We start from the raw sequence: 24,590 nt of genomic DNA on the forward strand, positions 1-24,590 counted from the left end.
GTAAAAGGCTACTTTAGTCATTTACGCCGTTAGCGGCTACTCGATGACAAGCGCTACAGCGTCATGCCCGTTTCTATACGGTAGCCTAAATCGACAATTTTCTGGGTCAGTGACTCACCACGAATGCGCGCCAGTAGCTCACCTGCAGCGGCCTCGCCAATCGCCTGGCGCGGTGTCACTACGCTGGCAAGGCGTGGCGTCATCACATGCCCCACGTCGTGACCATGAAAGCCCGCTAGCGCCATGCGCGCGGGCACCTCGATACCGCGCCGCTGGCATTCGAAGTAGGCGCCTACGGCAACGTCGTCATTGGTGCAAAACAGGCCATCCGCCTCTGGGTAGTCGACTAACACCTGCTTGAGCAGCGCGGCCCCCACGCTGTAAGAGGAGCGCTGGGTGCTCTGCAGTGTCACCGGGGTTAAGTCATGCTCTTCCATGGCGCGACGATAGCCGAGCTCACGCTGACGGGTACGTTCATCCAGACGCACTGCCAGGTAAATTACCTGACGTCGGCCACGCAGAATCATCTCGCTAACCATGTCGTACGCGGCTTGTACGTTGTCATAGCCCACGGCCTGTTGAAGTGGAGGACGATGGGTGTCCATGATTTCAACAATCGGAATGCCGGCGGTTTCCAGCATACGCAGGCTACGCGGCGTGTGATCACGGTCAGAGAGGATAACGCCATCAACGTTATAAGAGAGTAATGAAGCCAGGCTGCGCTCTTCAAGCTCTGGGCTATAGCCATAGTGCGAGAGCATGAGGTGATAGCCCGCTGGTTCGGTTAACGCCTCTATACCGACAATGATATCAGCGAATACTTGGTTGGTAAGCGACGGTACCAGCACGCCAATCGAATGACTGGTGGCCCTGGAAAGCAGATCGGGGGCGCGGTTGGGGATATAGCCAATCTGCTCGGCAATCGAGAAAATACGTTCCCGTAGGCCTTCAGACACCGTTTCAGGGTCACGCAGACAGCGGCTGACCGTCATTTTGGTAGCCCCCACGTGGTCAGCAATGTCCTGCAGGGTGGGGCGTTTCTTCTTCAAGGGAAGGCTGCCTTTTACGGTGAAGGAGCAATGAGGCCGCCTTTGATTATTCGGCGGCCTCACTACCTAACTCTTTATCTCTTATCTTTCTATCTCTCTTTAGCTTGGTGTGCGGGTGGGAAGCAGCAGCGTGGCAGCAAATTGATCGACGATTTGCATCGGTGACAACGCTATTGAAACGTTAAACGCCTCCTTTTCATCCGGCGGTTCTAGGTCAGCCAACTGACTGGCTAACATGGTATCGCCCTTGAAGAAGTGCCCTGCACGGGTTTCCAAGCGTTGCAGCAACAGTGTTTGTGTCCCCTCTAAATAGAGGATCTGCAGCTCTGAGTCGCCTTGGCGCAGCCGGTCACGGTAGCGCTTTTTCAACCCTGAACAGGCAATCACCAGCGACGCATCCCGCGCCCGATAGTCGGCGATCAACGCCGCCAGTGTTCCCAGCCACTCGCTGCGATCGTCGTCATTGAGCGGGGTGCCACTGGCCATTTTGGCAACATTGGCAGGCGAATGGTAATCGTCCCCGTCAATGAAGGTCGCCCCAACGGTTTGCGCCAACTGACGACCAATGTGCGACTTTCCCGAACCAGACACACCCATCACTAAAATACGATGCGAGAGGGTCTTCACAGAAGCTCTCCTATTCATTACCAAGTACCTTAATTGAAGTACCTTAATTGCCGCGCACGGCGGTAAGATCAGGCAGCCAGGTCACGAGGCCAGGAAAGGCGATCAGGATCACCAGCACGACCAGGAGAGCGGCGTAATACGGAAGCATCGCTCTGACCAACGACTCCATCGAGACTTTACCCACGCCGCAACCTACATACAGGCAGGTACCTACCGGCGGGGTGAGCAGCCCAATCCCTAACACAAACGCCATTAATACGCCAAAGTAAGCGGCATCCACACCTACCGAGGTCACAATGGGCGCCAGCATAGGCGCCATAATGACCATGGCCGGGGTCAAGTCCATTACGAAGCCCACCAGCAGCAGCAACGTTGCCACAATCAGCAGCAGCATGAAGGGGTCTTGGGTAATCGCCTGCACTTGGCTGACCAGGGTTTGCGGCACCATATTGATGGTCAAGAACCAAGCAATGACCGTGGCGAATGCCAGCAGCATCATTACCATACCGGTCAAACGGGCCGTACGAATAAGCATGCCGCCGAGCTCTTTGAGCTTGAATTCCCGGTAAATCACTAACGAAATGGCCAACGCATAAAGCAGTGCTGCCACGGCCGCTTCGGTGGCCGTAAACACACCGCCAATAATACCGCCAATCACGATGACCGGTAGCACCAGGGCAAGCCAGGCATCTTTGAAGGCTTTCCAGAGACGATCCCAACGGAACTGCTGTACGCCGCCGCCATCCTTTTTGGCAAGAATATAAGTGGTCACCATCAGGGCGAAACCAATTAACAAGCCAGGGACAATACCCGCAATAAACAGTCGGCTAATTGAGGTTTCGGTGACGATGCCGTAGAGAATCAATGGAATCGACGGTGGAATAATGATCCCGATCACCGACGAGACGGTATTAATCGCAGTAGCATTAGCCGCTGTATAGCCCTGCTCTTTCATGGAGGGAATCATCATTGCGCCAGTAGCAGCCGTATCGGCCACGGCTGACCCACTGATACCGCCAAAAAACATCGAGCCGGTGATGGCCACCTGCCCTAACCCACCGCGCATAAAGCCGACCATTGCGCCGGCCAGTTCCATCAAGCGGCGGGCGATACCGCCATTGCTCATTACCTCACCGACGAGAATAAAGAACGGAATCGCCAACAGCGGAAAGCTATTCACCCCACGAATAGACTGTTCGATCATAATCGACAGCGGAATATCGGAGAGCACCGCCATGACTAACGCGGCAACCCCCAAACCAAAGGCAATGGGCAAACCGATAATGATAGAGGCAAATAAAATAGCCAGAAAAATCCATAGCATGATTAACGCTCCTGCTCAGGATGGCGAATAACGTTCAGACTGACCCACATCCGCCACGTCGACACCACTGCAATAAAAATGACGCACAGCACCAGCGATAAGCTGATGAAACTGAGTGGCACATCCATGATCGCCGAACGCCCGCTGGAGCGGGACAACACCTGGTAGCCACCCCAGATCATGACCACCATGAGACCGGTAATGATCATATGCTGGAGCAGATAGAGCATGTGCGCCAAGCGCAGCGGCAAGCGTCGTACCAGTGCGTCAACGGCAATGTGTTCATAACGGGAAAACGCCGCGGCGGCACCGATAAACACCAACCAGATAAACAACATACGCGCCAGCTCATCCGCCCAGGGCAGTGAGTAATTAAACAGCGCGCGACCTACCACGTTGCAGGAAACGGACACAATCAACGCCACTAAAATAGTGCCGATCAAATACTCCATGCCTAGGGTAAGCCAACGAAATAACGCTGGCCCTTGGCGGGTATCAGTATCGATTTCCAAGAGTTTGCGGTTGGGGTCGTCCAGATACACCGAAGGGTCTTCAATCGGCGTAGCGTGTTGAGAGGGTGTAGAGGAGAGTGACATAGGAACTCCAGTAGCACTGCCGCCGGGCAGGCGAGTTGCCTGCCCGGTGGCGCGCTAAACGTAAGGTTTAGTTGCTGCTCTCTTCAACGATCTTTTGAATGTCAGCGATCAGGTCTTCACCAATGCGCGGCGCCCACTCTTCATAAACCGGCTGAACGGCATCCTGGAAAGCGGCTAACTGCTCGTCATCCAGGCGGGTAATTTCCATACCCCGCTCTGCTAGCTGGTCACGCGACCAGTCATCGTACTCTGCCGACAGTTGAATCTCATACTCGGCAGACTGACGCGCTGCTTCCAGCACCAGCTCCTGATACTCAGGCGCCATGCGATCCCAAGTACGCTCAGAAAGCATCATGATAAAGGGAGTATAGACGTGACGCGTTTCGGTGCCATAATCCTGCACTTCATTGAAGTTAGAGGTCAGGATGGTGCTCCAGGGATTTTCCTGACCATCCACTACGCCCTGTTCCATCGCAGAGAAAAGCTCACCAAACGCCATGGGCGTTGGGTTTGCGCCTAACGCTTCCCAAATCGCCAAATGCACTGGGTTTTCCATGGTGCGAACGCTCAAACCGCGCACGTCAAGACCGGCAACATCGTCAGGGCTCGCCACCGGGCGTGCACTGTTAGAGAGCTGACGATAGCCGTTCTCGGAGAAGGCGAGCGCTTTCAGGCCGGTGCCATCAAAGGCGTCCAGCATGTGCTGGGCAACATCGCTTTGCATCACGGCTACCGCAGCTTCACGGCTAGGCAGCAGGAACGGCAAGTCGAAAGCAGCGAGCTGTTCAACATAGCCTGTCGTCGCGGAACTAGAGGGGTAGGTCATGTCCAGCGTGCCGGTTTGCAGCATTTCCAGCATTTGAACGTCATCACCTAACTGGCTGTTAGGAAAAACGTTAACGGTAATACGGCCGTCGGTGCGTTGCTCCAAAATTTCACCAAAGTATTGGCTAGAAAGGAACTGTGGCGAGCTTTCCGCCAGGCCGATCCCCATACGCAACGTATGCGAACCATGGTCGCCGACGACCTCACCCTCAATTTCAGGCGGATCAGAGAGCTCCGGGCTCTGGGCATGCGCCATGCCGAACGTCAATGTGGTCGCACCGACCAAGGTTAGAGTGTTGCGCCAAATAGCGGTCATCGCGTGATCTCCAAAGTTTCATTGTTGTTAAAGGTGATTTGTAAAAAGCACATTTAATGGTCGGCAGCTTGTTACCGGTAACATTAACTAAGCGCAGGCTAGCTAGCTGCCCCAAGCGTGTCAAAACAAAACTGCCAACTTACGACCAACGTCTAGGGATAGCCACTCACGGCTTCGCGCGCTACATTACCCTACATATTTCGGATCGGAACGATACTTGTGCAACCATCTTGTAGCGAACTAGAACTCGATCATCAGCTCTGCTTTGCGCTCTACTCAACGTCATTGATGATGACCAAGGTATATAAGCCATTACTTAAAGAACTTGGTCTTACTTACCCGCAATACCTAGCTATGCTGGTCTTATGGCAAAACGACGGAATCACGGTAGGCACCATGAGCAAGCGCCTTCTGACGGATCCAGGCTCGCTTACCCCGCTGTTAAAGCGCCTCGAAGCAGACCAGTTGTTGAATCGCAAACGCAGCCATCAGGACGAACGGGTAGTCGAGCTTTATCTTACCGAGAAAGGCAAAGCCCTCCGCGAAAAGGCAGGCCATATTCCTAGCTGTGTGGTGCATGCGAGTGAGCAATCGATCGAAGCGTTGACCGCCCTTAAAGAAGACCTAGTGCGGTTGCGCGATAACTTGCAGAAAAGCCAGTAACCTTTGCTGGAAAGCGAAGGCAATAAAAAAAGTCGTCAATTTATATTGCGCGCAAAATAAAGCTGCGATAAATTAAAGCGTAGATTGATAATTAATAACGCTGACAGGAGATTTACAATGACGACCACCACTATCGAGAAAGTTGTTTATCGCGCTCATGCTACCGCTACCGGAGGCCGCGAAGGCCATGCCAAATCATCAGACGGTGCATTGGACGTAAAACTCAGCACACCGAAAGAGCTAGGCGGTGCGGGCGGTGAAGGCACTAACCCTGAGCAACTCTTTGCGGCCGGCTATTCGGCTTGCTTCTTAGGCGCCCTGAAGCACGTAGCGAGCCAGGAAAAAGTAAAACTGCCCCAAGACACCCACATCGAAGGGCATGTCGGTATCGGCGCTATTCCTACCGGCTTTGGTATCGAAGTTGAGCTAAACATCAGCTTACCCGGTTTAGAGCAGGCCGTTGCCCAGCAACTGGTCGATAAAGCCCATATCGTTTGCCCCTACTCCAACGCCACGCGTGGCAATATCAAGGTTACCCTGACGCTGGTTTAATCACTTAACGCCCACGCCACCGCTTTCTGTGCATGCAAAGCGGTGGTGTCGTATAGCGGCACCGGCGTGTCTTGCTGGCTGACGAGCATGGCGATTTCGGTACAGCCCAGAATCACCGCCTGAGCCCCCTGAGCATAAAGTGAATCGATAATCTTTAGGTAACGCTGGCGAGAAGCGTCGTCTATTCGACCTTGACAGAGCTCTTCGAAAATCACTCGGTGCACGATGTCGCGCTCGGTTTGATTAGGCACGACGACTTCAATACCAAACTGATTTTCTAGCCGACCCATATAAAAGTCCTGCTCCATGGTAAAGCGAGTGCCTAGCAAACCTACCCGACGAACTCCATCGGCCTGCAACTGCTCAGCGGTAGCATCCGCAATATGCAGCAGTGGAATCGTAATGGCCCGTTCAACCGCAGGCGCCACTTTGTGCATAGTATTGGTGGCAATGAGCAGACAGTCAGCGCCTGCGCCTTCGACGCGTTGAGCAGTCCTGGCTAGCAGCTCGCCTGCCGCTTCCCAGTGACCCTGCTGCTGCATAGCCTCTATCTCTGCAAAATCGACACTGATCAATACGATCTTGGCGGAATGTAAACCACCGAGGGCCGCTTTTACGCCCTCGTTCAATGCCCGGTAGTACCCTTGGGTAGATTCCCAGCTCATACCGCCCAGTACGCCAATGACACGCATCTGACACTCCTTAAGAAGTCGATTTTTTTATTAACAGCCTAATTACCCGTTGCCCCTTGCAGGCACCTTTTACCACCCCCATAACCCTACTATGGTCACCTAAAGAAACGCTTCATCCCTACACCAGCAATTACCCATAATCGGTTAATAGCGAGGAACCAATGAGCGATAACACCTATACCCCACCGCGTGTTTGGAAATGGGAACCTGGCAATGGCGGTAAATTTGCCAATATCAATCGCCCTATTGCAGGCCCCACCCACGATAAAGCACTGCCGGTCGGACAACACCCGCTGCAACTCTACTCCCTGGCCACCCCCAACGGCGTTAAAGTCACCGTCATGCTTGAAGAGCTGCTGGAGAAAGGCGTGACAGCCGCTGAGTATGACGCTCACCTGATTCAAATTGGTGAAGGCGACCAGTTCAGTAGCGGGTTTGTCGAGGTGAACCCCAACTCTAAAATTCCGGCGCTGATGGATCACTCCACGACGCCGCCCCAGCGCGTGTTTGAATCTGGCGCTATTCTGCTTTACCTGGCTGAAAAGTTTGACGCTTTCCTACCCAGCGACCCGGCAAAGCGAACTGAGTGCCTCTCCTGGCTATTTTGGCAAATGGGCAGTGCGCCTATGCTGGGTGGCGGCTTTGGCCATTTTTACGCCTATGCGCCAGAGAAATATCAGTATCCAATCGATCGCTACACCATGGAAGTGAAGCGCCAGCTCGATGTACTCGATCGCCACTTGGCGGAAAACCGCTTTATGGCAGGCGACGAGTACACCATTGCCGATATGGCCATTCACCCCTGGTACGGCGCGCTAGTCAAAAACCGCGTTTACGAAGCGGCTGAATTCCTGGAAGCGGATACTTACCAGAACGTGCTGCGCTGGACCGAAGAGATCGACGAACGACCCGCTGTTAAACGTGGCCGCATGGTGAACCGCACCTGGGGCGAACCCAGTGAGCAGTTGCACGAACGCCACGATGCCAGCGACTTCGAACTTCGCACGCAAGATAAATTGGCTGACGACGTGTGATGCGTCGCTAATCACAGCCTATAAAAAAGGCCTACGCCGATGAATTAGCGTAGGCCTTTTTTTATGACCAAGTATCGGCTAAACCTGCCTTTCCGCCAGGATTAAAACTGATAACGCACGTTAGCCGTCACATTTCGGCGTGCACCGTAACCGCAGTCACCCCCTTCATATCGACACCAGGAAATAGTTTCGTCGTCGGTGAGGTTTTTAACGTCCAACGAGAAATCCCATTCGTCGATCGTATAGCCCACCATGGCGTCATAGAGAGTGCTTGAGGGCACCACCGGCGAACCGCCAAAGCCAACGTTATCGCCCACGTAGCGCACCCCAGCACCCAACCGCCAATGATCCCCTACATAGAGCCGGTTCCACCAGGAAGCCTGCTCTTCGGCTACTGCAGACAGGCGCTCACCGGTAGTGTCGTCAGTGGCATTCATGTGGGTATAAGCCAACTGCGTTTCAAAGTTCTGCCAGCGCTTGTTGACCTGTAATTCCCAACCATCCACTACCGCGCCGGTTTGCTCGACACCGCCGGGCGTGACGCCATCGCTGACGCGGTTCTGCTGGGTGATATCAAAATAAGCGGCACTGATCGCCAATGACTGGTCGGGCGAGAGGTATTTTATTCCCGCTTCCTGCTGGTCACCGGTCGTGGGATCCAGGGCGTTGGCTTCTGCCGTGCCATCGGTTCCCAGATTCATCGTAAAGGCTTCGGAGTAGCTGACATAAGGTGATACGCCATTATCAAAGCGGTACATCAAGCCTAAACGCCCCGTCGTGGCTTCTTGATCGCTCACGATATCCGGGCCGGAAATTGCTAGCGTACGGTTTTCTGCCCAGTCGTGACGCAAACCGGCCGACAACACCACCGGACCTAGTTCAATATGATCCGCGACATACAGGCCTATCTGCTCGATTTCATTATCTGGGCGATCCTGAGGGTCCAGCGCCCCTAGCTGTAGGTTACCGTACTGAGGATTGTAGATATCGATAGTGCCGCCTAGCCCTGCTCCAGAGAAGTAGTTGTCCTGCTCCCAGCGCGCATCCTGGCGATCTACCCCGACAACGAGTTTATGCTTTGTTGCCCCTAGCGCGAACTCGCCTTCCATTCGCGCATCCAGATTCAGAATCTGGGTCGCTGCATCAGCGGTAAAAATAGTCCGTGATACCTCACCGTTGGCATCTGGCACGCTGGGAATATCTACCCAGTGTTCGCGGGTTTCGGTGCTGGAGTCGGTATAACGGGCAGTGGCCGCAAAGGCCCAGTTGTTATTTAACTGATGATCGAAAAACAGCGTGGTTTCGGTTTTTTCGCGATCATAACGATCCCAGCCCGGCTCCCCCACAAACCGTTCAGAGCCAATAAATCCCTGAGAACCGGGTTCCAGCGTACCTACCTGGGGTAAAAACTGGGCCGACACTTGGCCGGTATTTTCCTGGCGATTAATTAACAGCGTCATGTTGGTATCGTCGCTTGGCCGCCAGGTAAACGACGGTGCCAGCAGGTAGCCATCATCTTCGACATGATCTACCTGAGTGTCGCTATCGCGCTGCAGTGCCACCAAGCGGTACAAGAATTTACCTTCTTCATCCGCGGAGCCCGTGACATCTACCGCCAGCTGTTTACGGTTATGAGAGCCAACCTGCGCCCACACCTCGCCTCTACGCTCCTCTTCAGGCAGTTTGGAAACGCCGTTGATGACGCCCCCTAAATCGGCTTGCCCGTATAGCATTGAAGACGGGCCGCGTAGCACCTCGACGCTCACCAACGCATACACATTGCTGCGGACGCTGTTATACGAACCATAAATTTGGCGTAGGCCATCCAAGTAGCGGCCTGCGTTGAGCCCGCGCACTGTGGCGCTATCGATACGGGTATCGAAACCATAGTTACCTGCATTGACGCCGGGGGTATAGAGCAGCGCCTCTTGAATATTTTGGGCTCCGCTGTCTTGAATGAACTCTTCATCAACTACCGACAGGGAAAAGGGCTGTTCATTGATTGGCACGTCCAGCTTGCCAACACTCGGCGCCTCTTCCATTTCGATATAACCAAACTGGCCAGCCGATTCTGCGGTGACTTCGACCGTATCTAGTTCAACAGGCGATGTATTGGTTTCTTCTTGAGCGACCACGGGTGTTGAGGCACCAAACAGAGAGACAAGCGCAATAGCGCTGGTTAGCTGACACAAGCGACAGTGTGGCGTATGCATAGAGATCCTAGAGCAAATGTGCGCAATCATTAACGCAAATATTAATGATAGCGATTTTTATTTGCGCAAATATAGGGATCTCATCACCGTGTGTCAACTGACTGCCCATCACCCAGGCTTACGGCGCCCTTCTCACCCTCTCTAAACTAGAATGGCGGCTATCGGCTTCACGTTTCACCACACTTAACGAACCATCGGTTTCTAATACCACCGCTTGCACCGCTGCCACATCGCTAACACCACTTCCCCGAATGGCTGAAAGCACTTCGGCTTTCGTTACCCGTGCTTTGCGTAAGGAATGAGGTAAATACTCACCTTGGTAGAGCAGCATCAATGGCTCGCCGGTCACTAACCGCCTGACCCAGCTAAACCGCACACTGGTCCAGGTGATGATAAATTGCAGCGAAATCAACAGCCCCATCGCGACAGCGCCATCTGCCAACGCCACATCTTTAGACAACAACACCGTTGCCAGCGTAGAACCGAGCGCTACCGTGACAATCAAATCAAAAGCATTCATTTTGGAGAGTGTGCGATTGCCTGATAGGCGCAGAAAAATCACCAGCGTTGTGTACGCCAGCAGGCCGATCACTAAAATCCTAAACAAACTGCCCCACCCGTTAAAAAAAACCAGTTCCATTGGTACGCTCCTCCTTGGCTATTTGGCGATATACACACAACGGCATATCCCACTGCCCAGGCTAGCACTCTTGAACCTGTTGTATATGCCACGGAGTTCATTTAGTGATGGTTATTCCACCACTCGGCATAGGAGCTGTTATGTGGGGCCAAGCCTCCTTCATCAGGGGCATTATCATCCCACCATACGGGGCCACGCTCCCCTAGCGCCTCTTTAGCCGCTTGGACCGCCTCACGGGCCTGGCGAAGGGCGTCTTCATCTTCTTGCTGCTGGGCCGTTCGTACCGCTCGGCGGGCTTTCATCAATGCTTTTATATGGCTACGTTTTTCGTCTTCACCTAAACGCGGGTCAGTGCAACGCCAAAGGCGATTTTTAGCAACGAAATAGCGCCCATCGGGGGTATGGGGGTATTTATTCGCCATTAATGAGCACCTAGGTAGGCATTGATAAGTGGCGGATCACCTGGCAGGGATTACCCGCGGCAAAGACGTCGGCGGGTATATCTTTGGTCACCACACTGCCAGCGCCAATCACACTACGCGCACCGATGGTGATACCAGGATTAATAATCGCGCTACCCCCTATCCAGCAATCGTCGCCAATGATGATAGGGCGCCCTGCTTCCAAGCCGCTGCGGCGGTGTTGGGCATCGAGTGAATGGGTGGCGGTGTAGAGCTGGACATTGGGACCCAGCATCACGTTATTGCCAATCGTGACCAAAGCAACGTCTAACACGACACAGTTAAAGTTGAAAAAGACGTTATCGCCTAACAGGATATGTTCACCATAATCGCAGTAGAATGGCGGCTCAATCCAAAGCCCTTCACCTGCCTTCGGTAATAACGCCTGCAGAAGCGAGAGACGCTCGGGCGCGTTGTCGCGAGACGCGTTGAGTGCCTGCATGGCTAGCCGCGCCTTACGGCGCAGCTTCTTCAACTCTTTGTCCTGAGCGGAGTACCACTCACCCGCCAGCATTTTTTCGCGCTCGGTCATCGATACGCCTGCTGAGTGGACGCGCCTAGAAGCGCTTTGAAAGCGTTAGGGCACCAAACTTATCCTGCTCTTCTTGCCCATCGAACTCACGTGAACGCTGTACCGCGGCGTAAGTGACCTGCCAGTCTTCCCACGCCAATGCCAGGCCAGCGGAAATATCGCCCACCCACTCTTTGCGCTCGACCGAGTGGCTGTCTCTGAAGGTATTACCATCCAAGGTCAGATTTTGCGCCATGTAGTAACCATCGACACTGGCAAACAGGTACCACTGCCATCCTGTTTTGCCGGTCATGTGATGACGGCTACCGGGGCTGGGTGTGAGGGTAGGAATCCCGGAGGCTTCGTCGCCCCAGCGCACGCTGTACCCGGCGCTTGCATAGGTGTAGAGGTTACCTAAAGCGGCGCTGACGCTAGGGCCATGGGCTAACTGCTTACCGATAAAGGGGCTGCTATGCCACCACTGGCGGCGCATAGCGACATTAACAATGGCTTCATCCCCCAACTGGTTATTCCAACCGTTGGGGCGTTCGCTATCAGTAATGCGGTGTACTTCGCGCTGAATACTATCGGCCAGTGACGACGGCCCAACCAAACCAATATCAAGATGTAGATCCGTCGCTTGGCGCCAGTTACCCATCGGCACATCGTCATACAGCGAAAGGCCACCAAAAACGATCCCAGCATACGGGCGATCATCCTCGATCAGCCTGCGCTGCTCGATATCGTTGGGCGTATAAATTTGATGCACCAGTCGAAAAGCGGCCATGTCCGCGTTATCGATAATGCTATCCGGCAAGGCCGTTGCTAAGCGCTGTGTCCAACTCTGTGCGTCAGGTTCAAACGCCCAGTTGAGCTCGAATCCGCTGGTAAAGTGGCCATCGTCACTGCTGGCCATGCCATCATTTTCATGCTTAATCGACAGCACGCTATCGTCTGCCTGTGCGAAAATAGGCATCAAACCAATAGCAGCTACCATCGGGAGCAGCTGCCATCGTAGTGGGGGATTTACTTTCATTACTCGTTCCTTGAGATCGGCAACAAACATTGTTGATTGTATGTAATTGTGCAAAAAGATAGCAAGCATACATTTAAAAAAATAAAGGATGACCCATCGGCCATCCTTTATTTGCCTATCGTTAACGTTGCTTACTGAAAAGGATAGACGAACGTCTGATAAATTCTAGCGATCGTGCAACAACCACTGTGGCGTAATCTCGTGTTGACCGTTTTCGTCGGTAATAAACAAAGATCCTTCGCTGATCATAACGGCCCAATTAATCGCCCGCGGCAGATCTTTCGCGATGGTTTCTAATGCCTCTTGGGGCAAGCCCGCCACATGTACGTTTTTCAAAGATGCCACATTCGGCAGTACTTTGCTTTCCCAAAGATCGACCCGTCCATAGGCCAGCAGTGACACTCGCTCTGCCCGGCGCGAACACCACGTGATGCGCTCAGCGTCTGGTAAACCCACTTCAATCCAGTGCAGCAAGCGCCCGTCTAAGCTTTTCTCCCACAGTGCTGGCTCATCGACATCAGACAGCCCACGGCCAAAGGCGAGTGACTCGCTGTACCACAACACATAGGCCAGCAGGCGAGCGCTCATGCGCTCTTCGGTTTCGGACGGGTGACGCGCCACGGTAAAACGCAGCGTTTCATAAACGCCGCGATCCAGATCGGTGAGGTTAATATCCACTTTGTAGGGCGTTGCGCTAAGAGCCATGAACGTGTCCAAACGAAAATTTGCGCTAGTGTACCCGATGCTAGGTGCCGCGGGTGAATTGTGCGAAAGTTAAGCGTGGCGATAATCAGCACTCAGCGTGCCATTTTTCAACGTTTCAGCTTCGTGCATGGGCTCGCGCCACGTCTCTTCAAGCGCGGCTTGATACCACCCCTGCATCGCTGGTAGCGCCAGTAAGCGCTCGACATACGCCTGGGCTTGTTCACTCATTGGCAGGCCAAACGTCTGTATGCGAAAAGCGACGGGCGCATAAAACGCATCGACGGCGGTGAAGTGCTCGCCCGCCAGGAAAGGCCCGCCAAAGCGTTCAAGCCCCTGCTGCCATAACGCATCCAGGCGGGTTACATCCGCCTTGAGCTTGGCTGACAAGCTGTTCAGCTCTACCCGCACGCCACAGTTCATTGAACATTCATCACGCAACGCTCCAAAGCCGCTGTGCATTTCGGCAGTGGCAGCGCGCGCCCAGGCGCGTGCCGCCTTATCACTCGGCCAAACGCTAGCATACTGCTCGGCCAGATACTCGATGATGGCCAATGAATCCCACACCGCCAATCCATCGTCGACGGCTTTATCTACCAAGCAGGGTACTAAGCCTGAAGGTGAAAAATGAATAAAAGTGTCATGGCTCGCGCCAAAACCACCTTCGAACGGCATGAGATGTTCGTTAAACGGAATCTCCAGCACTTTCATCAACACCCAAGGGCGCAACGACCAAGAAGAGTAGTTTTTATTAGCGATATAGAGATCAAACATCTCGTGCTCCTTGCGTGATTATGAAACATTAGCCGAACAAGCTAGCAGAACAGAAAAGTCTTTATTAACGTGTCGCCTGCGCCAAAGTATTGCCCCCTAACCCCATCAATACTCCACCGCCAATACGCTGAATCAGCCTGGAGGAGCCATGTGATTTGCGTAACCATTCGCGCAACGGGCTGGCTAGAAGCACTACCACGACGTCGGCAGACGAGAATAGAGCATTGGTGGCTACCCCCAACCAGAGCAGTTGCCATGCCACTGGCATAGCGCTCTCTGGCTGGACGAACTGGGGCAGAAAAGCGACAAAAAAGAGGGCTGTTTTAGGGTTGAGTACTTCCACCAAAAAACTGTCGCGCAGTACGCGCTTCGTCGTTGCCAATGGCACCTCTTCATGGGCATGGATGCCCTGCTGCCATAGCCGTAGCCCCATCCAGAGCAAGTAAAGCCCGCCGATAACCTTCATGGCGACATAGGCTGGAGGGATGGCCGCAAACAGCAGCGCCAAACCAAGCGCCGCAGCAATAACGTGGATGTAGCAGCCCATATGTACACCGATAACCGCTAGCCACCCGGCCCGGCGGCCACGCCCCAACGTCTGCGCGGCGGTGTAAAGCATGGCAGGCCCAGGTAGATAGGCAAAACCCAGTGCAGCGAGGATGAACGCGGCCCATTGCATCGTGGCAACCCCCGAAAGGTGAAAAGTAGTGAGTCTTCGAGAATAAAACGGGGGTGACGCAAGCGCCACCCCCTAAATAAGTAAAACCGCAAGGAAATCGGGTTTAGAAGTTGGCTTTACGCTTTTCGACAAACGCTGCCATGCCCTCTTTCTGCTCGGCGCCAGCAAAGCAAAGCGCGAACAGGCTGGTTTCCAGCGCTAGTGCGCTATCCAGGTCTTGATCCATGCCGTCGTGAACGGCCTGCTTGGCGCCGCGCACTGACTGCGGGCCGTTGCCTTTCAGTTGTTTGGTGAGCTCTTCAACGTAGCTTTCCAGTTCCGCTTGCGGCATCACGCGGTTCACTAGACCGATACGCAGCGCTTCCTGGGCGTCGATTTTACGGCCAGTGGTGACCAGATCAATCGCCATGGCGGGGCCAACGCGGCGGGGCAGACGCTGGGTGCCGCCAAAGCCTGGGATCACGCCCAGCAGTACTTCCGGCTGGCCGAATACGGCATTGTCGCTGGCTACTGCCCAGTCGCAGGCCAGCGCCAGTTCGCAGCCGCCGCCAAGGCAAAACCCGTTCACCAACGCGACCACCGGCACGGGCAGTGTCTCTAGGCGTTTAATCGTACGCAGCGCTTGGCTGGCGAAAGCCCGCGCCTGTTCGGGTGTTTTTTCGCGCATTTCGGTGATATCTGCACCGGCCACGAAGGATTTCTCGCCCGCACCGGTAATCAGCACGGCGCGTAGATTCGGGTGGGCTTCGAGTTCGACTAAATGCGCTTCCAGGGCGGCCAGCACTTCGCTGTTAAGGGCGTTCAATGCTTTAGGACGATTGATGGTCAGTCGCACCATCCCATCGTTATCAACCTTCTCAATGACTGCTTCGCTCATGGCGGACTCCTTATTCGATTTGTTATTGAATATGAAAGTGAACACCACTCAACCCTAGCGAACGCTTGGTTGAGTGGCAATGACTTCTTTATGCCCCGCGCCTCGCGTCAGCGCAAGCTAGTCGTAGTGATAAAATCCGCGCCCGCTCTTACGGCCAAGATAGCCCGCCGCCACCATGCGCTTGAGCAGTGGGCAGGGGCGGTATTTGGGGTCGCCAAAACCCTCTTGCAGCACTTCCATAATCGCCAAACAAACGTCCAGGCCGATCAGGTCCGCCAGCGCTAACGGCCCGAGGGGATGAGCGGCCCCTAGCTTCATCGCTTCATCAATCGCTTCTGGCGTGGCGGTACCTTCTTGCACGATAAAAGCAGCTTCATTGATCATGGGCACCAGCAGGCGATTCACAGCAAAGCCTGGCGCATCGCCTACCGGTACGGCGGTTTTGCCCAGCGCCTTTGCGAGAGTTTCAATCTCGGCCACGGTAGCGTCCGAGGTTTGCTCGGCGCGAATCACTTCCACCAATTTGAGCACCGGCACCGGATTAAAGAAGTGCATGCCCACCACGCGCTCAGGGTGCTCGCACACCGCCGCCAGCCGGGTGAGGGACAGCGACGAGGTGTTGGAGGCTAAAATAGCCTCACTGCTCAAACGGCTTAGATCGCGGAACAGCCTCTCTTTGAGTTCAGGCTGCTCAGGGGCGGCCTCGATAATGATCGCGCAGGTGCTCAGGTCATCAAGGGTGGTCGTGGTAGAGAGGCGCGCTAAAGCCGCGGTTTTATCTGCCTCGCTGAGTTTCTCTTTCGCCACTAGTTTGCCCAAGCCTTTGTCGATATTCGCTTCAGCACGGGAAAGCTGCTGCTCGGCCACATCATAGAGCCGAACATTGAAACCGCTGGCGGCAACCACTTGAGCGATTCCCTGCCCCATGGTTCCCGCGCCGACCACACCGATCAACTTGTCACTCATGCACACTCTCCCTCTTGGTAAACAATGCGTTGCCTTCATTAATGCTGCTTGGCTTCTTCACGCAGTACGAACTTTTGAATCTTGCCCGTGGAGGTTTTGGGCAGTTCACTGAAAATGACCGTTTTGGGGACTTTGTAACCCGCCAAATGTTCACGACAGTGAGCGATAATATCCGCCTCGGTGACTTCACCGTACCCCACTTTAAGCTTTACAAAGGCACAGGGCGTCTCGCCCCACTTCTCGTCAGGCTTGGCGACCACCGCTGCCTCTTCTACAGCGGGATGGCCGTAAATAGCGTCTTCCACCTCGATGGTCGAGATGTTCTCTCCCCCGGAAATAATGATGTCTTTCGAGCGATCCTTGATCTCGATATAGCCATCCGGATGCCAAACCGCCAGATCGCCGGTGTGATACCACCCGCCTTCCAACGCCTGCTGGGTGGCCTCCGGATTCTTCAGATAACCTTTCATGACGTTGTTGCCGCGCATCAGTATCTCGCCCATGGTTTGGCCATCTTTAGGCACCGGTTCCAGGGTCAGCGGGTCGGCCACGCACAGGGCTTCCAGCATATGATAGCGCACACCCTGACGCGCTTTGATTTTGGCTCGCGCTTCGATGGGTAATTCATCCCACTCCTCACGCCAGGCGCACACGGTCACCGGCCCGTACACTTCCGTAAGGCCATACACATGGGTGACTTCAATGCCCAGCTTCTCGACACCGGAAATCACCGAGGCGGGCGGCGCGGCACCGGCGGTGGTCACTTTTACCGGGTGGTCGAACTGGCGTTTATCTTCCGCGGGTAGATTCACCAACCCATTGAGAATAATCGGCGCCCCGCTGAAGTGAGTCACCTTTTCATCGCCAATCAGTTGCATGATCTTTTTCGGGTCGACCCGGCGCAGGCAAACGTTCACGCCCGCATTGGCGGCAATGGTCCATGGAAAACACCAGCCGTTGCAGTGAAACATCGGCAGTGTCCATAGGTAGATCGGGTGGTGGGGCATGGCCCACTCCATGATATTGCTCACCGCGTTGAGATAAGCGCCGCGGTGGTGATACACCACACCCTTGGGTTTGCCGGTCGTGCCAGAGGTGTAGTTCAGCGAGATCGCGTCCCACTCATCCGCAGGCAGTTGATAGGCAAAATCGGCATTACCTTCGCTAAGCAGCGCCTCGTACTCGATCTCACCAATGCCCTGGTTATCGCCAAGGAACTCTACATCGGCCACATCAATGATTAGCGGTTTATCGGTTAGCTTGGCGACGGCTTGCTGAATAACGTCAGCAAACTCGGGATCGACCAGAATGGCTTTGGCTTCGCCATGCTCAAGCATATAGCTGATTGCCTCGGCATCCAGACGAATATTAAGCGTGTTAAGCACGCAGCCCGCCAGCGGCACACCAAAGTGCGCTTCAAACATGGCGGGGATATTGGGCAGCATGGCGGCCACGGTTTGGCCCGGCTGAATGCCCCGCTTTTCGAGTGCAGAAGCAAGCTGGCGACAGCGCTCCCAGGTTTGACCCCACGTGCGCCGGGTACTGCCATGTACGACGGCAGGGTAATCGGGATAAATCGACGCCGAGCGTTCGATAAAGGTCAGCGGTGATAGCGGTACGTGATTAGCGACTGTTTTAGGCAAGCCTTGCTCGAAAATAGCGGCCATGGTCGGCTCCTGTTGTTGTTTAGCATCCGTTTTAAGGGATCGTTTTAAATAGTTGTTTTGATTGCCTAGAAACGGCACCGCCGCCTCTAGGGCGGCGGTGCTGACTCGCGCATTAACGTCAATAAACCTCAAATTCGCTTAAACACTGTGTTCCCGCCTCGATCACCGCGCGTTGGGCACGCCCTACCGGCAGCCATTGAGTGATCGCAAATTCCGCGCTGCGTAACTTGGCAGTATAGAAGGGATCGCCGCTGCCGTTATTCAGAGCAGCCTGGGCAAGCAGGGCCGACTGGCCCATTTGCCATGCGCACAGCACGTGGCCCGACAAGTTAAGAAACGGCGTGGCATAGGCCTGCACCGCATCGGCGCCGTTCTCAGGGTCACTGCCCTGCGCTAACACCATCGCTTGGGCGGCTTTTAAATCTTCAAGGCCTGCAGCCAAGCCAGCGCCCAACGCTTTCAATGCAGGGTCGGCGTTGAGCTGCTCCACGGTGGCGGCCACGTCTTTCAACAGCACCGTCAGCGCTTCACCGTTGTCGCGTTGGAGCTTACGCCCCGCCAAGTCGAGCGCCTGAATACCGTTGGTGCCTTCATAAATCGGTGCAATACGGGCATCGCGCAGCAGTTGGGCGGCACCAGTCTCCTCTACGTAACCCATCCCACCGTGCACCTGAATGCCCATGGAGGCAATATCCACGGCTTGATCGGTTGAGAAGCTTTTGATGACTGGAATCAGGATATCAGCGCGGGCCTGGGCGGCGCGGCGGGCTTCATTACTTTCAGCGTGGCGGGCGGTATCCAGCTCGGCGGCGCAATAAAGCGCTAGCGCACGCAGCGCATCGGTGCGCGCACGCATGGAGAGCAACATACGGCGCACATCCAAATGGTCGCTGATAGTGCAGTCGGCACCGCCACGCGCCTTCGGAGCGCGCCCCTGGCGACGCTCCAACGCATAGGCAAAGGCATGCTGGCAGGCGCGCTCAGCTACGCCGATGCCTTGAATACCGACTTTATGGCGTGCCTCGTTCATCATGGTGAACATGTGGTTAAGACCACGCCCCTCTTCCCCCACCAAATAGCCAACAGCGCCGCCGTTTTCGCCAAAACTCAGCGTGCAGGTGGGTGAGCCATGAATGCCCAGCTTGTGTTCGATGGACGCGCAGGTCACATCGTTGCGCTCGCCTAGAGAGCCATCTTCATTGACCCGGAACTTGGGCACTAAAAAGAGTGAGATGCCTTTATTACCTTCCGGCGCATCGGGTTTACGGGCCAGTACCAGGTGAATGATGTTCTCGGCCGCGTCGTGTTCGCCCCAAGTGATATAGATCTTCTGACCGCTGAGTCGGTAGTGGTCGTTTTCAGGCACAGCGCGAGTGCGCACTTGAGAGAGGTCTGACCCAGCTTGAGGCTCGGTCAGGTTCATGGTACCGGTCCAGGTGCCTTCTACCAGTTTCGGCAGGTAGGTGGTTTTTAATGCATCGCTGCCATGATGGGCCAACGCCTCAATGGCACCGGCGGTGAGCATCGGGCAAAGTCCCAGCGCCATGTTGGCGCCGTGGAGCATCTCCTGCACCGCACTGGCGACCACTTCGGGCAGGTTTTGTCCACCCAACGCTTCGGAAACACCAATGCCGTTCCAGCCGCCTTCGACATACGCCTGATAGGCCGCCGCGAAGCCTTCCGGCGTGGTGACGCTGCCGTCGGCATTGCGTTTAGCCCCCTGCTGATCGCCAATCTTGTTCAGCGGGCCCCAGACGTCACCAGCCAGTTTCGCCGCTTCTTCGAGTACCGCGTCCACCAGATCAGGCGTGGCCTCTTCAAAGCCCGGCAAGCTGAGCGAGCGATGCGCTAACAGCTCTTCGAGCACAAAGCGCAAGTCACGTATCGGCGCGGCGTAAACATTCATGGCGGACCTCGGGCTGAAAATGAAACAAATGTTTGAAAGGCTAAGGTGGATAGTAGTAATACTCACCCGCCTACACCATTAGCCCAAGGTATCAGCCACTAGCGTTCAACGCCCTTACCTGAGGCTACTTTCGCACGCCCGCTTGCTCCACATCATCATAATAAGTGATATGGCTCTCATCTTCCGCTGGCGGTCCGACCACGGGCTCGACGGCGTCAACGTCCCACACGGCGCCGGAAAGATCTTCCAGATGCTCGTGCTCTAGCGCCCCTTGCATTAACTCTTCAGTAACCACTAGCTCGGCACCGGCAGCGGTCATGGGTGTCGTAGGTGTAAACGGTGCCACCGGCAGCGGCGCAGGGCGCACATGACGACGCCAGGAGAAGAACATTACAAAGAACAGGCTCATTGAACCGAAGGCCCAGAACAGACCCGCATCGCCCATCACTGTCATGACCGGCGAGATCAACAGCGGGCTGATGGTAGCGCCAATCGAATTGATCAATAGCAAGCCCTGACTCATGCGCACAAGCGCCCCCGCCGGCGCCCGGTCGGCGGCGTGGCTGACCGCCACCGGATAGAGGGCAAACACACCACCACCCAACAGGAACAGCAGCACTGCCAACAGCGGCGTGGAGAGCGGCAGCCACAGCATCGCCGCCGAGATCAGTACGCAAAAACCGCTGATCCCAATCAGTACCATCTGGCGGTCATGGCGATCTGACCAACGACCTATCGGGTACTGCAGCAGCATGGCGCCCATGATGACGACCGCCATCATCTGCCCCACTTGGCTGACGCTCATACCATTACGCTGCAAATAAAGAGGTAGTAGCGTGTACGCCGCGGCAACCACCATCCCTGAGCCCAAACTGCCCATGACGCCGGTCGGCGTTAGGGTGATCAGCCGATGGGGTGGCAGCGGTTCAGCCTGTTCCATTATCGGCGACACGCGGGGAATCATCGCCATCGGCAGCACAGAGAGCGACGCCAACAGCCCAATGACCATAAAGGGAGCCGTCACGCCCATGGCGTTGGTCACGCCCAGCAGCAACTGCCCCAATACGCCTGCGGCATACAGTGAAATCATATATAGCGCCAGCAAGCGGCCACGGACTCTTTGATCACCAGCGGTAAGCAACCAGCTTTCAATGACCAGATACACCCCAACGGTGGCCCAGCCGCCAATCAAGCGCAGCGCAAACCATGCCCAGGGGTCGAAGAACAGGCCTTGTAGCAGCACCGTCACGGCCACTAAGGAGGCAAAACTGCCGTAGGCACGAATATGTCCAATACGCAGCAGTAGACGGTCATTCACCATTGCCCCTAACGCCAGACCGATGAAGTAAGCCGAGGAGACAATACCGATCACCGTGGCCGACTCACCGGCGGCGTCCAGGCGCACGGTAATCAGGGTCGCCAGAAAACCGTTGCCGATCCCGAGAATGAAGAGCCCTAAAAGGGGCGCTAGCGCCATGGCCAACAGTTGCCGCGACATGAAAACCTCACCTTGCCTAGAAAGAGAAAGCGTTACCAAACGAAAGGATTAGAGCCGACATTTCACCTGGCACACCGAGTCAGGCAGCAATAGCGGCGCGCAATTATTGCCCCCAAGAAGGCAAAGTCAATGCTTTTCTAAGGTTACAAATCTTCACCTTAGCGTTTTGTAGAGAATAACCGTGTCTGGGCCAGGAAATTCCACTACTAAATTATTATTTTGCGCCCACCAACGAAAGGTTTCTTCACTAAAAAAGCTGATGTGCGTGGGATCGCTAATATAGTGCCAGCGAGCAAAGGCGTCAGGGGTAGAAACACGCTTCGTCATCAAGCCAAGATAACCGCCTGGAACCAGTTGCCCGGCCAGCTGCGTCAGTACTTGGCCAGGTTGTGACAAGTGCTCAACGACTTCGGTGGCGGTGATAAAATCAAACGTTTGGGTTAGCACGCCAGCATCTGGGGCATAGAAAGGGTCGTAGATGGCCATTGGGTGCCCGTATTCGGCAAACATCACTGACAGCGTTGGCCCTGGCCCGGCGCCAAAATCGAGCCCGCGAGCGCCTGGCGGCAGTTTGGCCAACAACGGGGTAAATAAACGCCCTAAAAAGCGCCGGTATCCCGTATCATGCGGCGAGTTTTGATGTTTGTCGTATTCGGCTTTTTCAGCGGCGGCGCTCAAATGCTGCTCGGGGGGCACAAATACCAGCTTGCACGTGGCACACTGGTAGTAGTTACGACGCTGATCCCGGTGGTAAAGCGCTGTGGTGGTTTCCGCGCAGAGGGGGCAGCGATGCATCATCGTATTCTCTGGCTTATCGTTATGTATTAAGGAAAGTGGCATGCTATCAGGTCTGGATCATCTTGTTGTTACAGTGACCGATATGGGTCGCGCCGTCGATTTCTACTCACGCGTTTTAGGCTTGGACGTTCGTTATCGAGATGCTCAACGGGTCGATTTAATGCTCGGCGATACGGCATTACGCCTACACCAAACCGACACCGATATTGCGCCAATCTCAGCAACACCCACGCCTGGCAGCCTGGATTTATGCCTGCGTTGCCAACTACCGCTGGATGAATTCAAGCAGCATTTGGACGCTCTGGCTATCGAGGTCGAGCTCGGCCCCGTAGCGCGCCAAGGGGCCAATGGCCCGATCGAGTCTATCTACCTGCGCGACCCCGATGGCAACCTGTTGGAGATTTGCCGCCCCGCGTCACGTTAAAGCAAGACACATTCAGCAGTACGCAATCAGCACGATCGAGCGATTTACCGTAAGGAAATGTCATGCAAGATAACGCCAATCAGGCGCCACTAGAAGGCGACGTTGTCAGTGAAGAGCGATCCCATCAGCCCGACACCACCATGGCGATGGTGATCTATGCACTCTACTTGGCGAGCTTCTTTCTTGGTTTTACGTCGATTATTGGCGTGATCATTGCCTACGTCTATAAGGGCAAAGGCCCTGTCTGGTTAGACGAGCACTACCGCTATCAGATCCGTACGTTCTGGATAGGATTAGTCTACGGCATTGTCTTTTCTGTCTTGACACTGATCCTGATTGGCTTCCCGCTACTGCTGGCGCTCGCCGTTTGGTTGATTATCCGCTGCGTTAAAGGCTTTAAAGGACTGCAAGAAAAACGCGCCCCGTCCAACGTCGATAGCTGGCTGTTTTAGCGATGACGCAACAAACGGTTGATTCCCAGCAGCGTTTTTCCAAAGCCAGCGCGATTAGCTGGCTTTGGCGCCAATTGTCCCGCTGGTCGCTCAAGTGGCTGTGGCGCATGGCCTCGGTACTGGGGCCGGTGGTTTACCGCTTCAACAAGCGTGAGCGTTGGGTAACCGAGCGCAACCTGACAGCCGTTTATCCCGACCTCTCTAACGCTGAGCGCAGCACGCTCGCCCAGAATAGCTTGCGCCACTCGACGGCGACCATGCTGGAGTTAGGCCACGCCTGGATGGCAGCGCCGGATAAAGTAGAGACCAGCATTTTAGCGGTACATGGTCGCGATAAACTCGATAACGCCCGCACCGATGGCCGCGGCGTGATTGTACTGGCGCCTCACTTTGGCAACTGGGAAGTGCTTAATTTCTGGCTATCCAGTCACTTCCCGTTCACCGCCATGTACGAGCCGCCTAAAATCAGCGCACTTGATCCGGTCATTCGCCATGGCCGTGAACGCATGGGCGCAAGCCTGGTACCCACCAACCCCCGCGGCGTAGCGGCCCTGCTTAAAGCGCTTAAACGCAGCGAAGCCATTGGCATTCTGCCAGACCAGGAACCCGATTGGGGCAGCGGTGTTTTCGCGCCGTTTTTTGGTCGCGATGCCTACACCGCCACACTGCTGCCCAAGCTCGTGGCCCGCACCCAGGCACGCGTGGTCACAGGCGTTGCACTACGTATCCCCGGGAAGGGCTTTGAAATTCATTTTTTGGATGCCGATGAACGGGTTTATAGCGATGATGATGTGCAGTCAGCCACCGGCGTCAATGCCAGCGTGGAAGCCGCCATTGGCTTGGCGCCGGCCCAGTATCAGTGGGAGTACAAGCGCTACCGTAAAGTAGTTCAAGAGCAGCAAAAGCTAGCGAACTACCGCGACTACCGGCTTTATTAACAAGAGTTTATTTATGTCGAAAGATAGCTTAAATCGGGATGAGACACGCCCGCCGCAGATAATTTATGCGCTCTATTTAGCGGGCATCGTGACCGCCAATATTACCCTGCTGATCGGCGTGATCATTGCGTATGTTTACCGTAAAGAGGCCACGCCGTGGCTACAGCCACACTACCGTTACCTGATTCGCACCTTCTGGATCGGCACGCTGTACGCCTGTATCGCCTTTGTGCTTAGCATTTTTATCGTTGGCACCCTGCTCTGGCCACTGCTAGCCGTTTGGCTCGGCGTGCGCTGTGTGCTCGGCTGGGTCGATGTACGCAAGGGCCACCCACCGGCGCGCCCCGCCAGCTGGCTCTGGTAAGCTCTT

The 24,590-nt window shown here is 55.1% G+C and carries 27 protein-coding genes; 7 read left to right on the forward strand and 20 right to left on the reverse strand.

What is annotated here, in order from left to right; all coding sequences use genetic code 11:
- Positions 1-53: 53 nt before the first annotated feature.
- The 5 genes from gntR to ACUN8H_RS02265 form a co-directional block, all read right to left on the reverse strand.
- Positions 54-1,049 (reverse strand): gluconate operon transcriptional repressor GntR, encoded by a 996-nt coding sequence (gntR, locus tag ACUN8H_RS02245; RefSeq protein ID WP_445530543.1) that lies wholly within the window; start codon positions 1,047-1,049, stop codon positions 54-56.
- A gap of 99 nt (positions 1,050-1,148) precedes the next feature.
- On the reverse strand, positions 1,149-1,676 hold the full coding sequence (locus ACUN8H_RS02250) for a gluconokinase (RefSeq protein WP_445530544.1): 528 nt from the start codon (positions 1,674-1,676) through the stop codon (positions 1,149-1,151).
- 43 nt (positions 1,677-1,719) lie between these two features.
- Positions 1,720-3,000 (reverse strand): TRAP transporter large permease, encoded by a 1,281-nt coding sequence (locus ACUN8H_RS02255; RefSeq protein ID WP_445530545.1) that lies wholly within the window; start codon positions 2,998-3,000, stop codon positions 1,720-1,722.
- 2 nt (positions 3,001-3,002) lie between these two features.
- The gene (locus ACUN8H_RS02260) at positions 3,003-3,596 is read right to left on the reverse strand and encodes a TRAP transporter small permease (RefSeq protein WP_445530546.1); all 594 of its coding nucleotides are present in this window, start codon (positions 3,594-3,596) and stop codon (positions 3,003-3,005) included.
- Positions 3,597-3,663: 67 nt separating this feature from the next.
- Positions 3,664-4,737: a TRAP transporter substrate-binding protein gene (locus ACUN8H_RS02265; RefSeq protein ID WP_445530547.1), complete on the reverse strand. Its 1,074-nt coding sequence runs from the start codon at positions 4,735-4,737 to the stop codon at positions 3,664-3,666.
- A 219-nt stretch (positions 4,738-4,956) separates the two neighbouring features.
- Between ACUN8H_RS02265 and ACUN8H_RS02270 the strand changes: the two genes are divergently transcribed.
- Both ACUN8H_RS02270 and ACUN8H_RS02275 read left to right on the forward strand, forming a co-directional pair.
- Entirely contained in the window at positions 4,957-5,400 is a 444-nt protein-coding gene (locus ACUN8H_RS02270) for a MarR family winged helix-turn-helix transcriptional regulator (protein WP_445530548.1), read from the forward strand.
- A gap of 117 nt (positions 5,401-5,517) precedes the next feature.
- Positions 5,518-5,952, forward strand: a complete 435-nt coding sequence (locus ACUN8H_RS02275) for an organic hydroperoxide resistance protein (protein ID WP_445530549.1) — start codon at positions 5,518-5,520, stop codon at positions 5,950-5,952.
- On the opposite strand, the gene ACUN8H_RS02280 is transcribed toward ACUN8H_RS02275, so the two are convergent.
- Positions 5,949-6,644, reverse strand: coding sequence for an aspartate/glutamate racemase family protein (locus ACUN8H_RS02280; RefSeq protein WP_445530550.1), 696 nt, complete (start codon positions 6,642-6,644; stop codon positions 5,949-5,951). The two genes, ACUN8H_RS02275 and ACUN8H_RS02280, sit on opposite strands and share 4 nt — an antisense overlap.
- A 161-nt stretch (positions 6,645-6,805) precedes the next feature.
- Here ACUN8H_RS02280 and yghU point away from each other — a divergent pair, with 161 nt between their 5' ends.
- Positions 6,806-7,678: a glutathione-dependent disulfide-bond oxidoreductase gene (gene yghU, locus ACUN8H_RS02285; protein ID WP_445530551.1), complete on the forward strand. Its 873-nt coding sequence runs from the start codon at positions 6,806-6,808 to the stop codon at positions 7,676-7,678.
- Between the two features lie 101 nt (positions 7,679-7,779).
- Here yghU and ACUN8H_RS02290 read toward each other — a convergent pair whose 3' ends face one another.
- The 14 genes from ACUN8H_RS02290 to ACUN8H_RS02355 form a co-directional block, all read right to left on the reverse strand.
- On the reverse strand, positions 7,780-9,891 hold the full coding sequence (locus ACUN8H_RS02290; RefSeq protein ID WP_445530552.1) for a TonB-dependent siderophore receptor: 2,112 nt from the start codon (positions 9,889-9,891) through the stop codon (positions 7,780-7,782).
- A gap of 118 nt (positions 9,892-10,009) precedes the next feature.
- Positions 10,010-10,531: a DUF421 domain-containing protein gene (locus tag ACUN8H_RS02295; protein ID WP_445530553.1), complete on the reverse strand. Its 522-nt coding sequence runs from the start codon at positions 10,529-10,531 to the stop codon at positions 10,010-10,012.
- Between the two features lie 101 nt (positions 10,532-10,632).
- A complete protein-coding gene (locus tag ACUN8H_RS02300) occupies positions 10,633-10,953 on the reverse strand; it encodes a hypothetical protein (protein ID WP_445530554.1) in 321 nt (106 codons plus the stop codon).
- A gap of 10 nt (positions 10,954-10,963) precedes the next feature.
- Entirely contained in the window at positions 10,964-11,524 is a 561-nt protein-coding gene (locus tag ACUN8H_RS02305; protein WP_445530555.1) for a sugar O-acetyltransferase, read from the reverse strand.
- 25 nt (positions 11,525-11,549) lie between these two features.
- Positions 11,550-12,539, reverse strand: coding sequence for a lipid A deacylase LpxR family protein (locus tag ACUN8H_RS02310; protein WP_445530556.1), 990 nt, complete (start codon positions 12,537-12,539; stop codon positions 11,550-11,552).
- A 165-nt stretch (positions 12,540-12,704) separates the two neighbouring features.
- Positions 12,705-13,244, reverse strand: coding sequence for a YaeQ family protein (locus ACUN8H_RS02315; RefSeq protein ID WP_445530557.1), 540 nt, complete (start codon positions 13,242-13,244; stop codon positions 12,705-12,707).
- A 69-nt stretch (positions 13,245-13,313) separates the two neighbouring features.
- Positions 13,314-14,015, reverse strand: coding sequence for a glutathione S-transferase N-terminal domain-containing protein (locus ACUN8H_RS02320; protein WP_445530558.1), 702 nt, complete (start codon positions 14,013-14,015; stop codon positions 13,314-13,316).
- Positions 14,016-14,079: 64 nt separating this feature from the next.
- The gene (locus tag ACUN8H_RS02325; protein ID WP_445530559.1) at positions 14,080-14,694 is read right to left on the reverse strand and encodes a LysE family translocator; all 615 of its coding nucleotides are present in this window, start codon (positions 14,692-14,694) and stop codon (positions 14,080-14,082) included.
- 103 nt (positions 14,695-14,797) lie between these two features.
- Complete coding sequence (locus ACUN8H_RS02330; RefSeq protein WP_445530560.1) at positions 14,798-15,571, reverse strand: enoyl-CoA hydratase/isomerase family protein; 774 nt, start codon at positions 15,569-15,571, stop codon at positions 14,798-14,800.
- 117 nt (positions 15,572-15,688) lie between these two features.
- On the reverse strand, positions 15,689-16,537 hold the full coding sequence (locus ACUN8H_RS02335; RefSeq protein WP_445530561.1) for a 3-hydroxybutyryl-CoA dehydrogenase: 849 nt from the start codon (positions 16,535-16,537) through the stop codon (positions 15,689-15,691).
- 38 nt (positions 16,538-16,575) lie between these two features.
- Positions 16,576-18,204, reverse strand: coding sequence for an acyl-CoA synthetase (locus tag ACUN8H_RS02340; RefSeq protein ID WP_445530562.1), 1,629 nt, complete (start codon positions 18,202-18,204; stop codon positions 16,576-16,578).
- Between the two features lie 118 nt (positions 18,205-18,322).
- Positions 18,323-20,110 (reverse strand): acyl-CoA dehydrogenase, encoded by a 1,788-nt coding sequence (locus ACUN8H_RS02345; RefSeq protein ID WP_445530563.1) that lies wholly within the window; start codon positions 20,108-20,110, stop codon positions 18,323-18,325.
- 124 nt (positions 20,111-20,234) lie between these two features.
- Positions 20,235-21,608, reverse strand: coding sequence for an MFS transporter (locus ACUN8H_RS02350; RefSeq protein WP_445530564.1), 1,374 nt, complete (start codon positions 21,606-21,608; stop codon positions 20,235-20,237).
- A gap of 153 nt (positions 21,609-21,761) precedes the next feature.
- On the reverse strand, positions 21,762-22,406 hold the full coding sequence (locus tag ACUN8H_RS02355; protein ID WP_445530565.1) for a class I SAM-dependent methyltransferase: 645 nt from the start codon (positions 22,404-22,406) through the stop codon (positions 21,762-21,764).
- 40 nt (positions 22,407-22,446) lie between these two features.
- Here ACUN8H_RS02355 and ACUN8H_RS02360 point away from each other — a divergent pair, with 40 nt between their 5' ends.
- The 4 genes from ACUN8H_RS02360 to ACUN8H_RS02375 all read left to right on the forward strand — a co-directional run bounded on the left by ACUN8H_RS02360 (position 22,447) and on the right by ACUN8H_RS02375 (position 24,584).
- Entirely contained in the window at positions 22,447-22,830 is a 384-nt protein-coding gene (locus ACUN8H_RS02360; RefSeq protein WP_035577443.1) for a VOC family protein, read from the forward strand.
- Positions 22,831-22,892: 62 nt separating this feature from the next.
- The gene (locus ACUN8H_RS02365; protein ID WP_445530566.1) at positions 22,893-23,282 is read left to right on the forward strand and encodes a DUF4870 family protein; all 390 of its coding nucleotides are present in this window, start codon (positions 22,893-22,895) and stop codon (positions 23,280-23,282) included.
- Positions 23,283-23,284: 2 nt separating this feature from the next.
- Positions 23,285-24,220 (forward strand): lysophospholipid acyltransferase family protein, encoded by a 936-nt coding sequence (locus ACUN8H_RS02370; protein ID WP_445530567.1) that lies wholly within the window; start codon positions 23,285-23,287, stop codon positions 24,218-24,220.
- Positions 24,221-24,233: 13 nt separating this feature from the next.
- A complete protein-coding gene (locus ACUN8H_RS02375) occupies positions 24,234-24,584 on the forward strand; it encodes a DUF4870 family protein (protein ID WP_445530568.1) in 351 nt (116 codons plus the stop codon).
- Positions 24,585-24,590: the final 6 nt, after the last annotated feature.

Source organism: Vreelandella sp. V005 (assembly GCF_052645115.1).

What these genes read in the sequence shown, in the direction of transcription:
- ACUN8H_RS02365 (WP_445530566.1), top strand. Translation starts at nt 22,893, where the DNA reads ATGCAAGATAACGCCAATCAGGCGCCACTAGAAGGCGACGTTGTCAGT.
- ACUN8H_RS02310 (WP_445530556.1), bottom strand. Translation starts at nt 12,539, where the DNA reads ATGAAAGTAAATCCCCCACTACGATGGCAGCTGCTCCCGATGGTAGCT.
- ACUN8H_RS02320 (WP_445530558.1), bottom strand. Translation starts at nt 14,015, where the DNA reads ATGTTTGATCTCTATATCGCTAATAAAAACTACTCTTCTTGGTCGTTG.
- ACUN8H_RS02325 (WP_445530559.1), bottom strand. Translation starts at nt 14,694, where the DNA reads ATGCAATGGGCCGCGTTCATCCTCGCTGCACTGGGTTTTGCCTATCTA.
- ACUN8H_RS02355 (WP_445530565.1), bottom strand. Translation starts at nt 22,406, where the DNA reads ATGATGCATCGCTGCCCCCTCTGCGCGGAAACCACCACAGCGCTTTAC.
- ACUN8H_RS02330 (WP_445530560.1), bottom strand. Translation starts at nt 15,571, where the DNA reads ATGAGCGAAGCAGTCATTGAGAAGGTTGATAACGATGGGATGGTGCGA.
- ACUN8H_RS02305 (WP_445530555.1), bottom strand. Translation starts at nt 11,524, where the DNA reads ATGACCGAGCGCGAAAAAATGCTGGCGGGTGAGTGGTACTCCGCTCAG.
- ACUN8H_RS02370 (WP_445530567.1), top strand. Translation starts at nt 23,285, where the DNA reads ATGACGCAACAAACGGTTGATTCCCAGCAGCGTTTTTCCAAAGCCAGC.
- ACUN8H_RS02360 (WP_035577443.1), top strand. Translation starts at nt 22,447, where the DNA reads ATGCTATCAGGTCTGGATCATCTTGTTGTTACAGTGACCGATATGGGT.
- ACUN8H_RS02260 (WP_445530546.1), bottom strand. Translation starts at nt 3,596, where the DNA reads ATGTCACTCTCCTCTACACCCTCTCAACACGCTACGCCGATTGAAGAC.
- ACUN8H_RS02275 (WP_445530549.1), top strand. Translation starts at nt 5,518, where the DNA reads ATGACGACCACCACTATCGAGAAAGTTGTTTATCGCGCTCATGCTACC.
- ACUN8H_RS02295 (WP_445530553.1), bottom strand. Translation starts at nt 10,531, where the DNA reads ATGGAACTGGTTTTTTTTAACGGGTGGGGCAGTTTGTTTAGGATTTTA.
- ACUN8H_RS02280 (WP_445530550.1), bottom strand. Translation starts at nt 6,644, where the DNA reads ATGCGTGTCATTGGCGTACTGGGCGGTATGAGCTGGGAATCTACCCAA.
- ACUN8H_RS02300 (WP_445530554.1), bottom strand. Translation starts at nt 10,953, where the DNA reads ATGGCGAATAAATACCCCCATACCCCCGATGGGCGCTATTTCGTTGCT.
- ACUN8H_RS02340 (WP_445530562.1), bottom strand. Translation starts at nt 18,204, where the DNA reads ATGGCCGCTATTTTCGAGCAAGGCTTGCCTAAAACAGTCGCTAATCAC.
- ACUN8H_RS02345 (WP_445530563.1), bottom strand. Translation starts at nt 20,110, where the DNA reads ATGAATGTTTACGCCGCGCCGATACGTGACTTGCGCTTTGTGCTCGAA.
- ACUN8H_RS02375 (WP_445530568.1), top strand. Translation starts at nt 24,234, where the DNA reads ATGTCGAAAGATAGCTTAAATCGGGATGAGACACGCCCGCCGCAGATA.
- ACUN8H_RS02335 (WP_445530561.1), bottom strand. Translation starts at nt 16,537, where the DNA reads ATGAGTGACAAGTTGATCGGTGTGGTCGGCGCGGGAACCATGGGGCAG.
- yghU (WP_445530551.1), top strand. Translation starts at nt 6,806, where the DNA reads ATGAGCGATAACACCTATACCCCACCGCGTGTTTGGAAATGGGAACCT.
- ACUN8H_RS02290 (WP_445530552.1), bottom strand. Translation starts at nt 9,891, where the DNA reads ATGCATACGCCACACTGTCGCTTGTGTCAGCTAACCAGCGCTATTGCG.
- ACUN8H_RS02255 (WP_445530545.1), bottom strand. Translation starts at nt 3,000, where the DNA reads ATGCTATGGATTTTTCTGGCTATTTTATTTGCCTCTATCATTATCGGT.
- ACUN8H_RS02265 (WP_445530547.1), bottom strand. Translation starts at nt 4,737, where the DNA reads ATGACCGCTATTTGGCGCAACACTCTAACCTTGGTCGGTGCGACCACA.
- ACUN8H_RS02350 (WP_445530564.1), bottom strand. Translation starts at nt 21,608, where the DNA reads ATGTCGCGGCAACTGTTGGCCATGGCGCTAGCGCCCCTTTTAGGGCTC.
- ACUN8H_RS02315 (WP_445530557.1), bottom strand. Translation starts at nt 13,244, where the DNA reads ATGGCTCTTAGCGCAACGCCCTACAAAGTGGATATTAACCTCACCGAT.